This window comes from Isoptericola jiangsuensis, from assembly GCF_048320105.1.
GTDB lineage: Bacteria > Actinomycetota > Actinomycetes > Actinomycetales > Cellulomonadaceae > Isoptericola > Isoptericola jiangsuensis_A.
Genome location: NZ_CP182942.1, coordinates 2,620,879 through 2,636,760, shown reverse-complemented (window position 1 = coordinate 2,636,760; position 15,882 = coordinate 2,620,879). Strand labels below are relative to the sequence as shown.

12 protein-coding genes are annotated in these 15,882 nt (G+C 74.1%); 7 read left to right on the top strand and 5 right to left on the bottom strand.

Annotated features, from left to right (window positions below):
* Positions 1 to 316: 316 nt before the first annotated feature.
* Positions 317 to 2,350 carry a penicillin-binding transpeptidase domain-containing protein gene (locus tag ACNHYB_RS12210; protein WP_418275615.1) on the bottom strand — a complete coding sequence of 678 codons (2,034 nt, stop codon included), beginning with the start codon at positions 2,348 to 2,350 and terminating at the stop codon, positions 317 to 319.
* A gap of 38 nt (positions 2,351 to 2,388) precedes the next feature.
* On the opposite strand from ACNHYB_RS12210, the gene ACNHYB_RS12205 reads away from it, so the two are divergent.
* Entirely contained in the window at positions 2,389 to 3,459 is a 1,071-nt protein-coding gene (locus ACNHYB_RS12205) for a M15 family metallopeptidase (RefSeq protein WP_418275614.1), read from the top strand.
* A gap of 58 nt (positions 3,460 to 3,517) precedes the next feature.
* Here the strand turns inward: ACNHYB_RS12205 and ACNHYB_RS12200 are convergent, their stop codons facing one another.
* Positions 3,518 to 4,720, bottom strand: coding sequence for a MalY/PatB family protein (locus ACNHYB_RS12200; RefSeq protein ID WP_418275612.1), 1,203 nt, complete (start codon positions 4,718 to 4,720; stop codon positions 3,518 to 3,520).
* 140 nt (positions 4,721 to 4,860) lie between these two features.
* Positions 4,861 to 5,529, bottom strand: a complete 669-nt coding sequence (locus tag ACNHYB_RS12195) for a hypothetical protein (protein WP_418275611.1) — start codon at positions 5,527 to 5,529, stop codon at positions 4,861 to 4,863.
* Between the two features lie 261 nt (positions 5,530 to 5,790).
* On the opposite strand from ACNHYB_RS12195, the gene ACNHYB_RS12190 reads away from it, so the two are divergent.
* The 6 genes from ACNHYB_RS12190 to ACNHYB_RS12165 all read left to right on the top strand — a co-directional run bounded on the left by ACNHYB_RS12190 (position 5,791) and on the right by ACNHYB_RS12165 (position 12,009).
* Positions 5,791 to 8,130 carry a SpoIIE family protein phosphatase gene (locus ACNHYB_RS12190; RefSeq protein ID WP_418275610.1) on the top strand — a complete coding sequence of 780 codons (2,340 nt, stop codon included), beginning with the start codon at positions 5,791 to 5,793 and terminating at the stop codon, positions 8,128 to 8,130.
* A 43-nt stretch (positions 8,131 to 8,173) separates the two neighbouring features.
* Positions 8,174 to 9,154 carry a sigma-70 family RNA polymerase sigma factor gene (locus ACNHYB_RS12185; protein ID WP_418275609.1) on the top strand — a complete coding sequence of 327 codons (981 nt, stop codon included), beginning with the start codon at positions 8,174 to 8,176 and terminating at the stop codon, positions 9,152 to 9,154.
* 33 nt (positions 9,155 to 9,187) lie between these two features.
* On the top strand, positions 9,188 to 9,760 hold the full coding sequence (locus tag ACNHYB_RS12180) for a fluoride efflux transporter FluC (protein WP_418275608.1): 573 nt from the start codon (positions 9,188 to 9,190) through the stop codon (positions 9,758 to 9,760).
* Entirely contained in the window at positions 9,757 to 10,152 is a 396-nt protein-coding gene (gene crcB / locus ACNHYB_RS12175) for a fluoride efflux transporter CrcB (RefSeq protein ID WP_418275607.1), read from the top strand. The genes ACNHYB_RS12180 and crcB overlap by 4 nt, the downstream gene beginning before the upstream one ends.
* 48 nt (positions 10,153 to 10,200) lie before the next feature.
* The gene (locus ACNHYB_RS12170; protein ID WP_418275606.1) at positions 10,201 to 11,163 is read left to right on the top strand and encodes a 5'-3' exonuclease; all 963 of its coding nucleotides are present in this window, start codon (positions 10,201 to 10,203) and stop codon (positions 11,161 to 11,163) included.
* 87 nt (positions 11,164 to 11,250) lie between these two features.
* Entirely contained in the window at positions 11,251 to 12,009 is a 759-nt protein-coding gene (locus ACNHYB_RS12165) for a VOC family protein (RefSeq protein WP_418275605.1), read from the top strand.
* Positions 12,010 to 12,027: 18 nt separating this feature from the next.
* Here ACNHYB_RS12165 and ACNHYB_RS12160 read toward each other — a convergent pair whose 3' ends face one another.
* Complete coding sequence (locus tag ACNHYB_RS12160; protein WP_418278038.1) at positions 12,028 to 14,694, bottom strand: phosphoenolpyruvate carboxylase; 2,667 nt, start codon at positions 14,692 to 14,694, stop codon at positions 12,028 to 12,030.
* A gap of 174 nt (positions 14,695 to 14,868) precedes the next feature.
* Positions 14,869 to 15,702, bottom strand: coding sequence for a hydroxymethylpyrimidine/phosphomethylpyrimidine kinase (locus ACNHYB_RS12155; protein WP_418275604.1), 834 nt, complete (start codon positions 15,700 to 15,702; stop codon positions 14,869 to 14,871).
* Positions 15,703 to 15,882 lie beyond the last annotated feature (180 nt).

The window sequence follows — 15,882 nt, the reverse complement described above, 5'->3', positions numbered from 1 at the left end:
GCTGCCCCCGCACCGTCGGGGCTTGCCCCTGCGCGCACCCCGTGCCGGAGCAGGAGTCCTCCCCCACCCCGGTGGCCTCCGCAGAGACCGAGGGCGCCGTCAGCCGAGCCGGTCACCGCGGCAGTGTCGATCATCTGGCCACCGATCATTCGCGGCAACCGGTCAACGTGGCAACCGGTCCAACGCGGCAATCGATCAGTGCGGCAGTTTCTGATCTGATCGGCAGTTCAAACTGCCGAATCGACATCAAGGTGCCGCGTAGATCCGGGCCCGCGAACCGAGGGCCGTCCGGCGGCCCGGATGGCACCGGGATCCGTCACCGGCCGGCGAGGAACCTCCCCATCAGCGGACCCGCCGTCGTCGACCCGAACTCGCCGTCCTCGACGAACACCGCCACCGCGAGGTCGTCCGCCACCGCCAGCATCCAGGCGTGCTGCGCCGAACCGTCGCCGTACTGCGCCGTGCCGGTCTTGGCACCGACGACGCCGGGGATGTCGCCCAGCTCGTCCGCGCTGCCCTCGCTGACCACGGCTCCCATGAGGTCGAGCAGGTCCGCCGCCTCGCCCGCGGTCAGGCCGTCCGCCGTCCCCGCCGACGGCGCAGGCGACCCGGACGGCCCGGACGACCCGGACGGCGCAGCACTCGCCCCGTCGTCCACAGCGCCCCCGGCACCGTCGGCGTCCGGCACACCGCCGTCGACGGACACCACGATGCGCGGCACCACCTGCTCGCCCGCCGCCACGCTCGCCGCGACGGTCGCCATCCCCAGCGGGGAGGCCAGCACCTCACCCTGCCCGATCAGCGCCTCGGCCTGCGCCGTCCCGGAGAACGACGTCGGCACCTCGCCGAGGAACGACGCCGTACCCGTGCCGGGCGGGACCGTCAGCCCGAGGTCGGCCGCCGCGTCGACGACCACCTGCGGCTCCACCTCGGAGGTCGCCCCGATGAACGCGGTGTTGCACGAGTGCGCGAACGCCGTCCGCAGCGACACGTCGCCCAGCGCGGACGTCGGATATCCCGGCACGTTGGAGTACGTGCGCCCGTCCACGGTGAGCGTGTCCGGGCACCGGACCGTGTCCTCGCCGTAGACGCCGGAGCGCAGCAGCGCGAGAGCGTCGACGATCTTGAACGTCGACCCCGGGGCGTACTGGCCGAGCGTTGCCGTCGACCACCCCTCGCTGCCCGGACCGCTCGCCGCGGCCAGCACGTCACCGGTGGACGGCTGGATCGCGACGACGGCGCTGGCCGACTCGACGTCCTCGAGCACCTCCTCGGCGAGCACCTGCAGGTCAGGGTCGAACGCCGTCGTGACGTCCGCGCCCGGCGTCGGATCGACCCGGAACAGCTCACGCGGCTCCTCGCCGGCGTCGGCGTCGACCTCGGCGGGCAGGACCGTCACCACGAGGCCGTCCGCGCCGCGCAGCGCCACGTCGTACTCGCTCTGCAGACCGGACAGCCCGACGACGTCACCCTGGACGATCGTTCCGCCGGACTCCTCGATGATCTCGGCCGTCGCCTCGCCGGACCGGCCGAGGATCGGCCGGGCGAACGACGACGTCGGCGCGAGGTCCATCGTGTCGGCGACCACGTTGACCCCGGCCAGGGTCCGCGCCTCGCCCGGGGCGAACGACACCCCGGAGTCCTCGGCACGGATGGTGATGGCCTCGACGAACGCCTTGTCGCCGGCCGACTCCACGCGGGCGGCGTACTCGTCGGGGTCGAGTCCCACCAGCAGCGCGAGGTCGCGCGCCTGCTCGTCCCACTCGTCCGCCTCGCCGAACGTCTTGTCGACGCCGATGCGCCAGACGTCCCGCTCGGTGACCAGCGGCTCGCCGTGCACGTCGAGGATCTCACCGCGGTCGGCGCTCGCCCGGTCGATCTCGAGCCGCTCCCCCGCGCCGAGCCCCGGCACCACCAGGTCGTGGTCCCAGAGCACCGCCCAGTGCCCCGGCTGCTCGGAGCCCTCCGGCGGCTCGACCCAGTCCAGCTCCGTCTCGGTGCTGTACTCCCACGTCGCGCTCGCCGTGAGCGGCCACGACCACGCGAGGGTGACCTGCGCGGTGGGGATCTCGGCCTCCTCGTCGACGACGGTCCGTGCGACGGTGACGGACGGCTCGACGCCGGACGCCTCGGCCGCCTCGCGCAGGGGTGCGGTGGTCTCGGCCAGGTGCTGCTGCGGGTCCGCCGACGTCTCCGTCTCCAGAACGATCCCGTCCAGGTCCCCGGCTGCGAGCGCGCTCGCGAGCGCCGCGGCGGCGTCCGACGCCTCGGGGCGGTCAGGTCCGGTGCATCCGCCCAGCAGGACGGCAGCGGTCAGGGCGGCCAGGGCAAGAGCTGTCCGTCGTTGCACGTGGCGAGCGTAGCGGTCCTTCTGGCACTCTGGTGGGAGTGCCCACCCTTCCGAGAGTCCCGCGCGCGGCCGGAGCCCTGCTCGCCGCGACGTTGGCGACGGCACTCGCCGGTTCTCCGGCTGCGGGTGCCCATGCCCCGGCGGAGGTCACCCCGGAGTCCGGCAGCCCGGTCACCAGCAGCCCGGTCACCAGCAGCGCGGCATCCAGCACGCCCGACCCGACCGGCACGGCAACGGAGGCGGCCGGTGCGATCGTGGGCTGGGACACCGACGAGCACCGCGTCGCCGGCACCACGTGGTCCGACGCCGTGGTCGTGTCCGCCGCCCTCGGCCGTTCCGCCGAGCTCCAGCACTGGACGGACGGCGCCTGGGTCGTCCGCCGCACCCTGCCCCTGGCGGCCACCCGCACCGACCTGCTCACCGTCGAGCTGACGTCGCAGTGGTCGCACGCCCCGACCACGCTGTGGCGGCTGCACGTGCCGGCGGCCGACGGCCTGGCGGAGATCACCAGCAAGGTCAAGCGGGTCACGACGACGTGGCGCGCGTCCACCGACCCGGCCGACCCGGCCGTCCTGGTGAACAAGTCGCACGCGGTGGAGCCCTCGGGCTGGCGGCCCGCGAAGCTGACCGTGCCCGCCATGACCGCCGCGGGCAGCCACGTCCGGCTCCAGCCGGTGGCCGCCGACGCGCTGGCCGATCTCGCCACGGCGGCGCAGGAGGCCACGGGGCACCGGCTCGTGCTCGTCTCGGGGTTCCGGTCCGCCGCGTACCAGAAGTCCCTGTTCGCGCGGTACGCCGCGCAGCACGGCACCGACGGCGCGGACCGGTTCTCGGCACGGCCCGGCCACTCCGAGCACCAGACCGGCTGGGCGGCGGACGTGACCCAGGAGGGTGTCGACTTCACGGACTTCGGGGGCACGGCGGCGTCGGACTGGGTGGCGCAGCACGCGTGGCGGTTCGGGTTCGTGGTGCGCTACCCGGCGGGCGCGGAGGCGATCACCGGGTACGACGCCGAACCGTGGCACCTGCGGTACGTCGGCGAGGACCTCGCCGCCTACCTCGACACCACCGGCCTCACCCTCGAGGAAGCGTTCGGCGAAGCGGACTGACCGCTCCCTGGGAGCCCGACACGGCCGATCCGCACCACAGCGTCAGCGCGTCAGCGCCTCAGGGCCTCAGGGCGGGCACCAGCCGGTCGAGCGCCTCGGTGAGCAGCCCCTCGGACGCCGCGAGGTTCAGTCGCAGCCACCCGCGTCCCCCCGCGCCGAAGTGCGCGCCGTCACCGAGCGCCACCTTCGCGGTGTCGAGCACGTGCCGGTGCGGATCGGCGCCGGCAGGGACCGCGTCGCGCACGTCGAGCCAGCACAGGTAGGTCCCGTCGCCCGGGTGCACCCGGACGGCGGGGGCGCGCTCACCGAGGGCCTCCTCGACGAGGGCCCGGTTGCGCACGATCCCGGCGCGCAGAGCGTCCAACCAGGCGTCCCCCTCGGCGTAGGCGGCCGCGTGCGCGAGGACGGCGAGGTGGTTCACGGCGTGGCCCGCCTCCTCGGGGATCCGGCGCAGGTCCGCGGCGGCGTCCGCACCGGCGAGGGCGGTCGCGGCGCGCAGGCCGGCGAGGTTGAACGCCTTGGACGCCGACTGGACGGCGATGGCTCGTTCGCCGCCCGCGACGGCGAGGAGCGGTGTGAAGCTCTCGGCGCCGGGACGCAGGTCGGCGAAGGTGAACGGGGCATGGATCTCGTCGGCGACGACGCGCACGCCGTACCGCTCCGCGAGGGCGAGGACGGCCTCGAGCTCCCCCGCCGTGTGGACGGTGCCGGTGGGGTTGTGCGGGCTGCAGAGCAGCAGGACGGCGCGGCGCCCCGACCCGGGTCCGCTGCCGTGCGCGGCGGCACCCGTGGCGCGGCGGAACGCGGCCTCCAGCGTGCTGAGGTCGAGCCGTCCGGCGTCGTCCAGGGGCGCCTCGACGATCTGGCGGCCCTCGTTGCGCACGTACCCGTAGAACGGCGGGTAGACGGGCGGGGTGACGACGACGGCGTCGCCGGGCGCGGTGAGCACGCGCAGAATCTCGACGATCGCCACCATGACGTCGGGCAGCGTGCGGCTCGTGCGCTCGTCGGGCGTCCAGCCCCAGCGGCGCCGGGCGAACGGCGCGAGCGCGGCGGCGTACCCGGTGCCGACGTCGTACCCGGTGTCGCCGATCTCCAGCGCGCGCGCGATCGCGTCCACGACGAACGGCGCCTGCGGCACGTCCATCTCGGCGACGAAGAGGGGCAGCACGTCCTCGGGGTAGGCGCGCCACTTCACGGACGTCCGACGACGCAGGTCGGCCACGGAGAGCTGGTCGAGCGGGCAGGGCTGATCGGTCATGCTCCCGGTCTACCAGACCGGGCGCCACCGGGCCGAGCCACCGCCGCGCGACCGAACCCACGGCGACGTCGGCCGCACCCGGCTCTATCGCACCCGGATCGCGCTCGGGCCGACCGTCCCGCCGTCGGACCGGTCGGACGTCAGCCCGCGCGGACCTCGGCCGGGCGGACCACCTCGGCCCACTGCTCCGGGCGCAGGTCCGCGCCCGCGGCGTCGTGGCCGGCCCACCGACGGGCGTCGGCGATCGCGTCCGCGAGCAGTCCGCGCAGCCTGTCGTCGACGTCGGTCACGTACGCCTCGCTGATGCCCTGCACCGCGGTGGAGACCACCGAGGGTGCGGCGTCGCGCACGAACCGCTTGGGCTTGACGTGCGTGCCCGCGCAGAACTGCCGCGCCCACGCCGCCGTCGTCGGGACGGTGGCGAGCGCCTCCACGCTCTCGGGGGCCATCGTGCCCTGTTCGCGACCGTCGAGGACGTCGAGCATCCGCTCCCCGCCGTAGATCGCGACGGCGAGGGTCTGCTGACGGTCCGACGGCGCGACGGGCAGCGCGGTGCGGGCGGCCCGCAGCGCGAGGTGCACGTCCCAGCGCGGGTCGTCGCTGTTCAGCCCGATGACCGACGGGATCATGGTCGCGAGCTTCGGGCGCGCGGCGTCCGAGGTCAGGTCGTTCACGGCACGCGCGAGCATCGCCAGCAGCGGGTGCGTGCACTGCGGATGATCGCTCCACCGCTCCCCCGCGAGGAACGACGCCAGCTCCATGAAGCAGGCGCCCTTCTTCGGGTTCCGGTGCTTTCCACGGCCCAGCATGGGCAGGGCATCGAACGTTCCAGCGGTTCGGTCCACGGTTCCACCCCCGTATCGGTCCTGGCTCCATAGTGCGCGCGGTGTGACCCAGGTCGCAACGGCTAGCGGCGACGAGCGGTGGTGCCGGGCGGTGGTGCCGGGCGGTCCCGCGGACCCGCCCGGACGCTCCGAGGGCGGCCCCGAGAGGCGCCGACGGGCGAATTATCGGCACTTTCGGGCCCGGAGTGACGGGTAATCCGCGATCTCGGGGCCATACTGGGTGCGATGCCCGAGACGCAGGTCCTGGGTTCGGCGAACCAGGGCTCCACGGTGACCAGCGCAGCCGACGAGGTGTTCGACCGCATCGTGCGGCTCGTCCACCGCAACCTCGGCGTGCCCGCGGCCGCGTTCGTCGTCGTCACGCCCGACGGCCAGTACCTGCCCGGGGCGGTGGGCCTGCCCGCCGAGGCGCAGGCCACGCGGCACTTCCAGTTCGAGCACCCGGCCACCGCGCTGGTCGTGGCGAGCCGGACGGCCCTGGTCGTGGAGGACACCGAGCTGGACGAACGCGTCGTCGACAAGAACCTCGTGCGGCAGCTGGGCGCGCGTGCCGTCGCCGGCTTCCCCGTGGAGGACGGTCGCGGCACCGTGGTGGGCGCCCTGTGGGCGGTCGACCTCGCGCCGCGCCAGTGGGACGACGAGGACCTCGCGACCCTGTCCGACCTCGCGGCCTCGTGCTCGGGCGAGCTGCGGCTGCGGGCCGAGCGCGAACGGGCCCGCCGTGCCGAGCAGGTGGCGTTCCGCGCCCACCAGCGCGCCCAGTTCCTGCTCGGGCTGTCGGAACGTTTCGCCGGGGTCACCACCATCGAGGAGGTCGAGGAGACCATCGCGGAGGTGGTCGGCACGGGCATGGGGGCGCGGTGGTGCTCCCTGGCGCTGGTCGACGCGGACCGCCGCCACCTGCGCTACGTCACCGTGGGCCACCAGGAGCCCGGGTTCCCGGACGACATGCGCAGCGCCCGCCTGGACGCACCCCGCCCGGACACCGCCGTCGTGCGCGAGCGCCAGACGCTGTTCTACCGCGACCACACCGAGATGATCGAGGCGTACCCCGCGATGGCGGGCATCGGCCTGATGTCGGCCGGGGCCCGGTCGTTCCTGCCCATCATCGTGGAGGACGACGTCATCGGCGTCGTGATCTGCGTCTGGGCGGAGACGCGCGACCACGACGCCGGCACCGCCGCGCTCGAGACCACGGTCAGCCGGTACGTCGCGATGGCGCTGGAGCGGGTCGCCCTGCTGGAGGCCCGTCGGCGCGTCGCCACCACGCTGCAGGAGTCCCTGCTCACCGACCCGCCCGCCGTCGCCCACCTCGACATCGCCACCACGTACGCCCCGGCGGCCCGCACGGACCAGGTGGGCGGCGACTGGTACGACGCGGTGGTCCGCGACGACGGGAACGTCGTGCTGATGATCGGCGACGTCACCGGGCACGACGTCAGCGCCGCCGCCCAGATGGGACAGCTGCGCTCCATGCTGCGGGCGCTCGCGTGGAGCGACGACGGCTCGCCCGCGGCGCTGCTGACGCGGCTGGACCGCGCCAACGCCGAGCTGGGCCCGCACGCCCTGGCGACCGCCGTCGTCGTGCGCCTCGACCACGACGTCGAGCCGCAGGGCGACACCGGGCCGGACGGGCAGCCGGAGCGGGGGTACACGCTCACCTGGTCCGACGCCGGGCACCCGCTGCCGCTGGTGCTGCGCCGTGACGGGACGGTGGAGACGCTCACGTCCCGGCCCGACATGCTCCTGGGGATCGACCCGGGGTTCCCGCGCACCGACCACTCGACCCGGCTGCTGCCCGGCGACACGCTCGTGCTGTACACCGACGGGCTGGTCGAGCAGCGCGGCGTCATGATCACCGACCGCACCGAGGACCTCGTCGGCGTCCTGGCGGACCTGCACGGGGAGTCGACGGCGGGGCTGCCGCGCGCCCTGGTGCGGCGTCTCGTGGGGCACGCCCAGCGGGACGACGTCGCCGTCCTGGCGGTCCGTGCGCGCGTGCCCGCGCCGTCCGGTCCGCCGTCCGACGACGGGCCGGCGCGGGCCGAGCGGAAGGTCGCCGAGACGCTCAAGGACCTGGGGCCGGCCCGACGCTGGGTGGACGACGTCCTGGAGTCGTGCGACATCGGTTCCGAGCAGCGCCGCACGGCCATGCTGCTGAGCAGCGAGATCCTCACCAACGCGCTCGAGCACGGTACCGGGCCCATCACGGTGCGCGTCGAGGTCGACGACCGTCGGCTGCGGGTCGGCGTCCGGGACGGCTGCACCCGCCCACCCGTCCTGCAGGCACCGCAGCCGCAGGACCTGTCGGGCCGCGGGGTGCAGTTCCTGGAGCGGCTGGCGTCCCGCTGGGGGGTCGAGCAGCACCTGGGCGACGACCTCGTGGGACGGCACACCTCCCTCGGGGACGGCAAGACGGTGTGGTTCGAGATCGACCGCACCGCGACGCCGCTCACGGGGACGGTTCCCGTGGTGCGGCGCTCCAGCCCGGCGACCAGCTCGATACCGCTGGTCGAGCGCGTGCTGCCGTGGACGCGCGACGAGGCGCGCCGTCGTCGGACCTGACGGGCCCTGGCGGCTGTCGGTGCCTGGTCGTAGCGTGTGATCCATGACACAGATGACCCAGGCGCCCGACGTCGGCGCTCTCCTGGAGGGTCACCGGCGCGAGCTCACCGGCTACTGCTACCGCCTGCTCGGCGGGTCCGCCGACGCCGACGACGCCGTGCAGGAGACGATGATCCGAGCGTGGCGCGCCTACGACCGGTTCGAGGGACGGTCCTCCCTGCGGTCGTGGCTCTACCGGATCGCGACCAACGTCTGCTTCGACGCGCTGGCGTCGGCCAAGCGCCGCGAGCGACCGATGGGTCTCGGCGCGGCGCAGCCCGCCGAGATCGAGAACTTCGGGCAGACCCTGGCGGAGGAACGCTGGGTGGAGCCCGTCGCCGACGAGGCCGTGCTGCCGCGCGAGGGCGACCCCGCGGACATGGCCGTGGGCCGCGAGTCGGTGCGGCTCGCGTTCGTGGCGGCCCTGCAGCACCTGCCGCCCCGCCAGCGCGCGGTGCTCGTGCTGCGCGAGGTCCTGCGCTGGTCCGCCGCGGAGACCGCGGACCTGCTGGACACCAGCGTCGCCTCGGTGAACAGCGCCCTGCAGCGGGCACGGGCCACGCTGGGGACCAAGGCGCTGGACCGTGACGCCGAGCAGTGGGGCACCGTCGACGACGCCCTGCTGCAGCGCTACCTCGACGCGTTCGAACGCTACGACATGGAGGCGCTGGTCGAGCTGCTGCACCAGGACGCCGTCCTCAACATGCCCCCGTACACCCTGTGGGTCTCGGGGCCGGCGGAGATCGCCCGCTGGATGCTGGGGCCGGGCCACGGGTGCCGGGGATCGCGCTGCCTGCGCGTGCACGCCAACGCCTCGATGGCGTTCGGGCAGTACCGGGCGTCGCCGGGCGGCGGCTGGGAGCCCTGGGGGCTGGTCGTGCTGGAGGACGACGGCGCCGGGCGCATCACCGGCATCACCACGTTCCTGGACACCGCCACGTGGTTCCCCCGCTTCGGGCTGCCGGACCACCTGCCCGCGAGGTAGCACGCGTCGGGCCCGCCGGGCCAGGATAGGACGGTGCCCGCCACCCGACCTCCCCACCGCGACGTGCGACTCGTCGCGCTGGTCGCCGCCGGAGGAGCCGTCGGGTCGTGCCTGCGCTGGGCCGTGGGACTGGCGCTTCCGCACGCCGACGGCCACTGGCCCTGGTCCACGTTCACCGTGAACGTCATCGGGGCCTTCCTGCTGGGCTGGCTGCTGGAGGCGCTGGCACGACGCGGCCCGGAGACACCGCGCCAACGCCGGGTGCGCCTCGTCGCGGGCACCGGGACGCTCGGCGGTTTCACGACGTACTCCTCGCTCGCGCTCGACGTCACCCACCTCGCCGACGGCGGCACCTGGGTGGTGGCGAGCGTCTACGCGGGCGCCACCCTCCTGCTGGGCACGGTCGCGGCCCTGCTGGGGGTCCTGCTCGGGTCGCGCACCACGCCGAGCACCACCGGGCGGCTGCTGCACGCCGCGGACACGGCGGACACCGACGACGACGCGGACGTCACCGACGTCGGCAACCGGCCGGGGGCGCGGGACGGCGCGGACGTCGTCGAACCCCGGAGCGACGGACACGGCGGGGATCGCGAGGGCCAGGGATGAGCGGGCTGCTCGGCGCGGTGCTCGTGGGCGTCGGCGGTGGGCTCGGCGCCGCCGCCCGGTTCTGGGTGGCCGACTCGATCAAGGCTCTGCGCCCCGACGGGTTCCCGTGGGGGACGTGGGTCGTCAACGCCGTCGGCTCCTTGCTCATCGGCCTCGCCACCGGATGGATCGTCCTGGCCGGGGCGGCGCACGAGTGGCAGCTGCTGCTCGTCGTCGGGTTCTGCGGCGGGCTGACGACGTTCTCCACCGCGGTCGTCGAGACGGTGACGATCCTGCGCGACGGGCGGCACCGGTACGCCGTGGTGCACGCGCTGAGCACCCTGCTGGTGTCGGTGGCCGCCGTCGTCGTCGGGCTCTGGCTGGCCGACGCCCTCCTCGGCCGGCTGTCCTGACCCGGGCCTGACCCGGTGGCCGTCACCGCCACCTGGCAGGCTGACCCCATGCGCCTGCTGCTGCTCGACACCGCGTCGCTCTACTTCCGGGCCTACTTCGGCCTGCCCGACTCGCTGCGCTCCCCCGCCGGGGAACCGGTCAACGCGGTGCGCGGACTGCTCGACATGATCGCGTTCCTCGTCACGGAGCACCGCCCCGAGCGTCTCGTGGCCTGCTGGGACGACGACTGGCGACCGGCGTTCCGCGTCGAGGCGATCGGCTCGTACAAGGAGCACCGCGTCCTGGAGCGTCGCGACGACGGACCGGACGTCGAGGAGATGCCGGACGACCTGCGCGCCCAGGTCCCCGTCATCGTCGAGCTCCTGGAGGCGCTGGGGATCTGCCGGGTGGGCGCGCCGGGGTACGAGGCCGACGACGTCATCGGCACGCTCGTCGCCCGCGAGGTCGGCGCCGGCGCACCCCGGACGGGCGGGCAGGACGAGGGCGGGCCGCTGGTCGGCATCGTCACGGGCGACCGCGACCTGTTCCAGCTCGTCGACGACGCCGCGGGTGTCGCCGTGCTCTACCCGGCGCGCGGGATCCGCGACCCGGACGTCGTCGACCAGGCGCGGCTCGTCGAGAAGTACGCGGTTCCCACGGGCACCGCCTACGCCGAGATGGCCGTCCTGCGCGGCGACCCCTCCGACGGGCTGCCGGGCGTCGCCGGCATCGGGGAGAAGACGGCGGCGAAGCTGCTCGCGACGTTCGGCACCCTGGACCGCGTGCTGGAGGCTGCCGCCGCCGGCGAGCCGGGGGTGACGCCGTCGCAGCGCAGCAAGATCGCCGCGGCCGCCGACTACCTCGCGGTCGCTCCCGGCGTCGTGCGCGTGGCCGCGGACGCCCCGGTGGGCGACGTGGACGACGCCCTGCCCCGCGCCCCGCGCGACACCGAGGCGCTGACGGCGCTCGTGGAGCGCTGGGGCGTGCGGTCCAGCGTCGACCGGGTGCTGCGCGCTCTCGCCGAACGCTGACCGCTGGGGCTCCGCGCGCGACTGTCGGGGGCTCGTGCTGGACTGGCGAGGCTCAGCACCAGGACCGAGACATCTTGTGGAGGAGCCATGCCGGCACGCGGAGTCGTCAACCACGGCGCACCGATCTGGATCGACCTGGGGACGGACGACCTCGCGGCCGCCGTCACCTTCTACACCGCCCTGTTCGGGTGGGAGCACCAGGACTTCGGGGCGGAGTTCGGCCACTACGGCCAGTTCCTGCACCAGGGGGCGCCGGTCGCCGGGGTCGGCCCGAGCCAGCCCGCCGACCAGCCCAGCGAGTGGTGCGTGTACCTCGCCACCTCGGACGTCGAGGCCGCGGCCACCGCGGTGACGACCCACGGCGGGACGGTCCTCGTGCCGCCTGACGGCGTCCCCGGCCAGGGCCGCTTCCTCATGGCGGCGGACCCGGCGGGCACGACGCTGGGGTTCTGGCAGCCGGACGGTCACGACGGGTTCGCCCGCGTCATGGAACCGGGCGCACCCTGCTGGTTCGAGATCTGGACGGCCGACTACGACGCGACGCTCAGCTTCGCCCGCGACGCCCTCGGCTGGGACACCCACGACATGCCGGGCGACGACATGCGCTACGCCACCAACGGCCCTGAGCAGGACGCCACCGCCGGTGTGTTCGACGCCGCCGCCGAGGTCGGGCCCGGCGGGTCCGCCTGGCTCGTCTACCTCGGCACCGACGACGTCGACGCGGCCGCCGCTCGTGTCCGCGAGCTCGGGGGGACCGTCCACGACGAGCCGGTGAACACCCCGTTCGGCCGTCAGGTGACGGTGAGCGACCCGACCGGCGGCCGGTTCCGCCTCATCGCCACCTGAGGCCGACGCGAGGGCAGGTCAGCCGGTGTTCTGCAGGCCGGCGGACACGCCGTTCACGGTGAGCAGCAGCAGGTGCTGCCAGCGGTCCTTGTACCCGCCGTCGACCCACTCGCCGTCGTCCACCGTCAGGCCCTCGCTGGACCCCTGGGTGCGCAGCGCACGCAGCGCACGCACCTGGAGCAGGGAGAGCGCGTCGACGTAGGGCGAGCGGAGCTGCACGGCCCGGCCGAGCACGCGCCGCCCGGCCAGCGGCCAGTCGTTGCCCGTGATCTTCAGGACCCACTCGCGGGTCAGACGCAGCTCGGTGAGCACCATCGCGGCCAGGTCGTCACGGTCGCCGAGCGCCAGGTACTGCTGGGCGATGCGCTCGTCCGTCTTGGCCAGCGACATCTCGATGTTGTCCAGCAGCGTGCCGAACAGCGGCCACTCGAGGTAGGCGGCCTTGAGCTCGTCGAGGCTGCCCTCCCCCTGCGCGAACGACTGCAGCGCCGTGCCCAGGCCGTACCAGCCGGCCAGGTTGATGCGCGCCTGCGACCAGGAGAACACCCAGGGGATCGCCCGCAGGTCGTCCAGGGAGTTGACCGACAGCCCGCGCTTGGCCGGCCGGGAACCGATCGGCAGCAGACCGACCTCCTCCAGCGGCGTCACCTGGGCGAACCACTGCGGGAAGCCCTCGGACTTCACCAGCTCGTGGAACCGGGCCCTGCTGGAGGCGTCCAGCGCGGTCGCGACACCGGCGAAACGCTCCGCCGTCGAGGCGTTGCGCTCCTCCGTCGACGGCGCGGACGCGAGCAGCGTGGCCGCGGCGACCTGCTCGATGTGCCGGGCCGCGATCGTCGGGTCGCCGTAGCGGGCCAGGATGACCTCGCCCTGCTCGGTGAGCTTGAAGCGGCCGTCCACCGAGTGCGGCGGCTGAGCCAGCACCGCGCGGTTCGCGGGGCCGCCGCCACGGCCGAGTGCACCGCCGCGACCGTGGAACTGCGTCAGCGTGATGTGGTGGCGCTCGGCCCACTGCGCGATCCGGGACTGCGCCGAGTGCAGTGCCAGGGTCGCGGCCACCGGACCGACGTCCTTGGAGGAGTCGGAGTAGCCGAGCATGACCTCGACCCGACGACCGTTGGCGTCGAGGCGACGCTGCACCTGCGGCATCTCGAGCATCGCCTCGAGGATGTCGACCGAGTTCTCCAGGTCCGCGAAGGTCTCGAACAGGGGGATCGCGTCGATGACGGGGGCGTCGTCCGACCCGTCGAACGCGGCCTCGGCGAGCTGGTAGACCGCCGCCATGTGCTCCGGCGCCTGCGTGAACGACACGATGTAGCGGCGCGCGGCGCGCACGCCGAACCGCTTCTGGACCGCGCCCAGGGCACGGAACGTGTCCAGCACCTCCTGGGTGCGCTCGGACAGTTCGCCGTGCACGCCCTTCTCGGAGATCTCCGCCAGGGCGGCCGCGTGGACCTGCGAGTGCTGACGGACCTCGATCTCGGCCAGGTGGAACCCGAAGGTCTGCACCTGCCACACGAGGCGCTGCAGGTCGCCGTAGGCCGACCGGTTCGCCCCGGCCTCGACCAGCGAGTCCTGCACGACCCGCAGGTCCGCCTCCAGCTCCTCGGGCTCGGCGTACGCCAGGTCGGCGTCGCGGGTGCGGGTGGCCGAGATCCGCCCGGCGATCGCCAGCACGGCGGCGCGGTGCGGCTCGTTCGGCGACTCGGCCTCCGCCCTGGTGGTGAGCTGGTCGGACAGCTGGCGCATCCGCTGCCACAGGGCCTTGAGCTCGGCGGACGCCGGGGTGATCGCCTCGGCGAGGGTGAGCTTGCGGCCCGTCTCCCGCGCCGCGTTCTCCAGGGCGGTCAGCGCGTGCTCGGCGGCCAGGGTCGCGGCCTGCCGGGTCACCTCCGCCGTGACGTTCGGGTTGCCGTCCCGGTCGCCACCGATCCAGGAACCGAGGAACACGAACGGCTTGGCCAGCGGCGTCGTCCTGCCCGCCTCCCCGTCGAGGAGCCAGTCGTCCAGCCGGCGGTAGACCTCCGGGAAGGTGTCGAACAGCGTGGCGTCGAACACGCCCATCGCCGTCTTGACCTCGTCCAGCACGGTCGGCTTCGAGGCGCGGATGGGCGAGGTGCGCCACATCGTGTCGATCTCGGCGAGCATGCGGCGCTCGTTCTCCGTGCGCGACGTGCCACCGAGACGGACCACGTCGCGCTCCGCGAGCAGGCCGGAGATGCGGCGCACGGCACCGGAGACGGCACGACGGCGTGCCTCGGTGGGGTGCGCGGTCAGGACCGGGCGGAACTCCAGCCCGTCCAGACGACGCAGCGCCTCCTCGCGGCCGACCTCCTCGGCGAGCTGCGTGAACGCCGCGGGGAGGGACTCCTCGATCGCGGCGCCCGCCTCCGCCTCCCGGGCGCGCAGCACGCGCACCCGGTGGTACTCCTCGGCGAGGTTCGCCAGGTGGAAGTAGCAGGTGAAGGCACGTGCCACCTGCTCGGCACGTTCGAGACTGAAACCGGCCACGAGGTCCGCGGCCTCCGCGAGGACCGCACCGCCGTCGTCGACCCCGTACGCGCGGATCGTCAGCTCGCGCAGGCGCTCGACGTCGTCGAGCAGGTCCTGTCCGCCGGCCTCGCGCAGGACCGTGCCGAGCAGCCCGCCGAGGAGGCGGATGTCGTCACGGAGCGGGTCGGGCATCTCGTGCCGGGCGACCACACGCTCGATCGCGCCCGTGCTCGGGCTCTGCTGTCCGTAAGTGTCGCTCACGCCCAAGAGACTATGCCGAACGTCCGAGGAGACATAGTTCGCGTCCGCTGTGCGGTCGCTCGGCCGGGCGGGCGCCACGGCCGGGCGCGCGCCGTCCGGGTCGGCTCAGCCCTCCACCGGGGGGTACGCGCCCTGCCACACCGTGGCGAACGGGGTCCGTGCCGTGACGCGCGCCTCGATGCCGGCCGTCACCATGTCCTTGGCGACCCGGGCCGCGTCGGGGACGTCGGCTCCCTTGGCGAGCTCGGCGGTGATCGCCGCGGCGAACGTGCAACCCGAACCCGACACCCGCTCCTCGCCGATCTTCGGCGAGGAGAGCACGGTGACCTCCTCGCCGTCGAACACGACGTCCACGGCGTCCGGCCCGGGGAGCTCCGCCCCGCCCTTGGCGACGACGTAGCGCCGGCCGGCGCTCGTGTCGAGCTGGGCGTGGATCCGGCGGGCCGCCTCCGTGAGGTCGGCGATGCTCAGGACGTGCTCCATGCCGGCCAGCGTGCGCGCCTCGAAGAGGTTGGGCGTCACCACGGTGGCGAGCGGCAGCACCTTCTCGCGCAGCGCGGTGTCGGTGTCGAGGGCCGCCCCCGGCTCCTGTCCCTTGCAGATCAGCACCGGGTCGAGCACCAGGTGGCGCCACGTGCGCGCGCCGAGGGACGCCGCGACCACGTCCACGGTGGCGGGGGTGCCGAGCATGCCCACCTTGACGACGTCGAGATCGTGCGTGGCCGTGGCCGCCTCGATCTGGTCCGCGATGACCTGCGGCTCCACCGGGACGAACCGGTGGGCCCAGTCGTTCGCGGGGTCGAACGAGACGATGCAGGTCAGTGCGCCGACGCCGTACGCGCCGAGCTGCTGGAACGTCTTGAGATCGGCCTGGATACCAGCGCCACCGGTGGCCTCGGAACCGGCGACGACGAACGCGAGCGGAGGGGTGCTGGGCATGCTCCCAGGGTACGCGCGCCGCTCGTGGTGCGCGGGTGCGCGGGGTGCTGGGGTGCTGGGGTGCTGGGTGCTGGGGTGCGGGGTGCGGGGTGCGGCGGGCGAGGGCCCGCACCGTTGGCGCGAGAGCAGCAGGACCGGTCATCGACGGCGGCTCGTCGAGGTTCTTCGGTGCGATGTGAC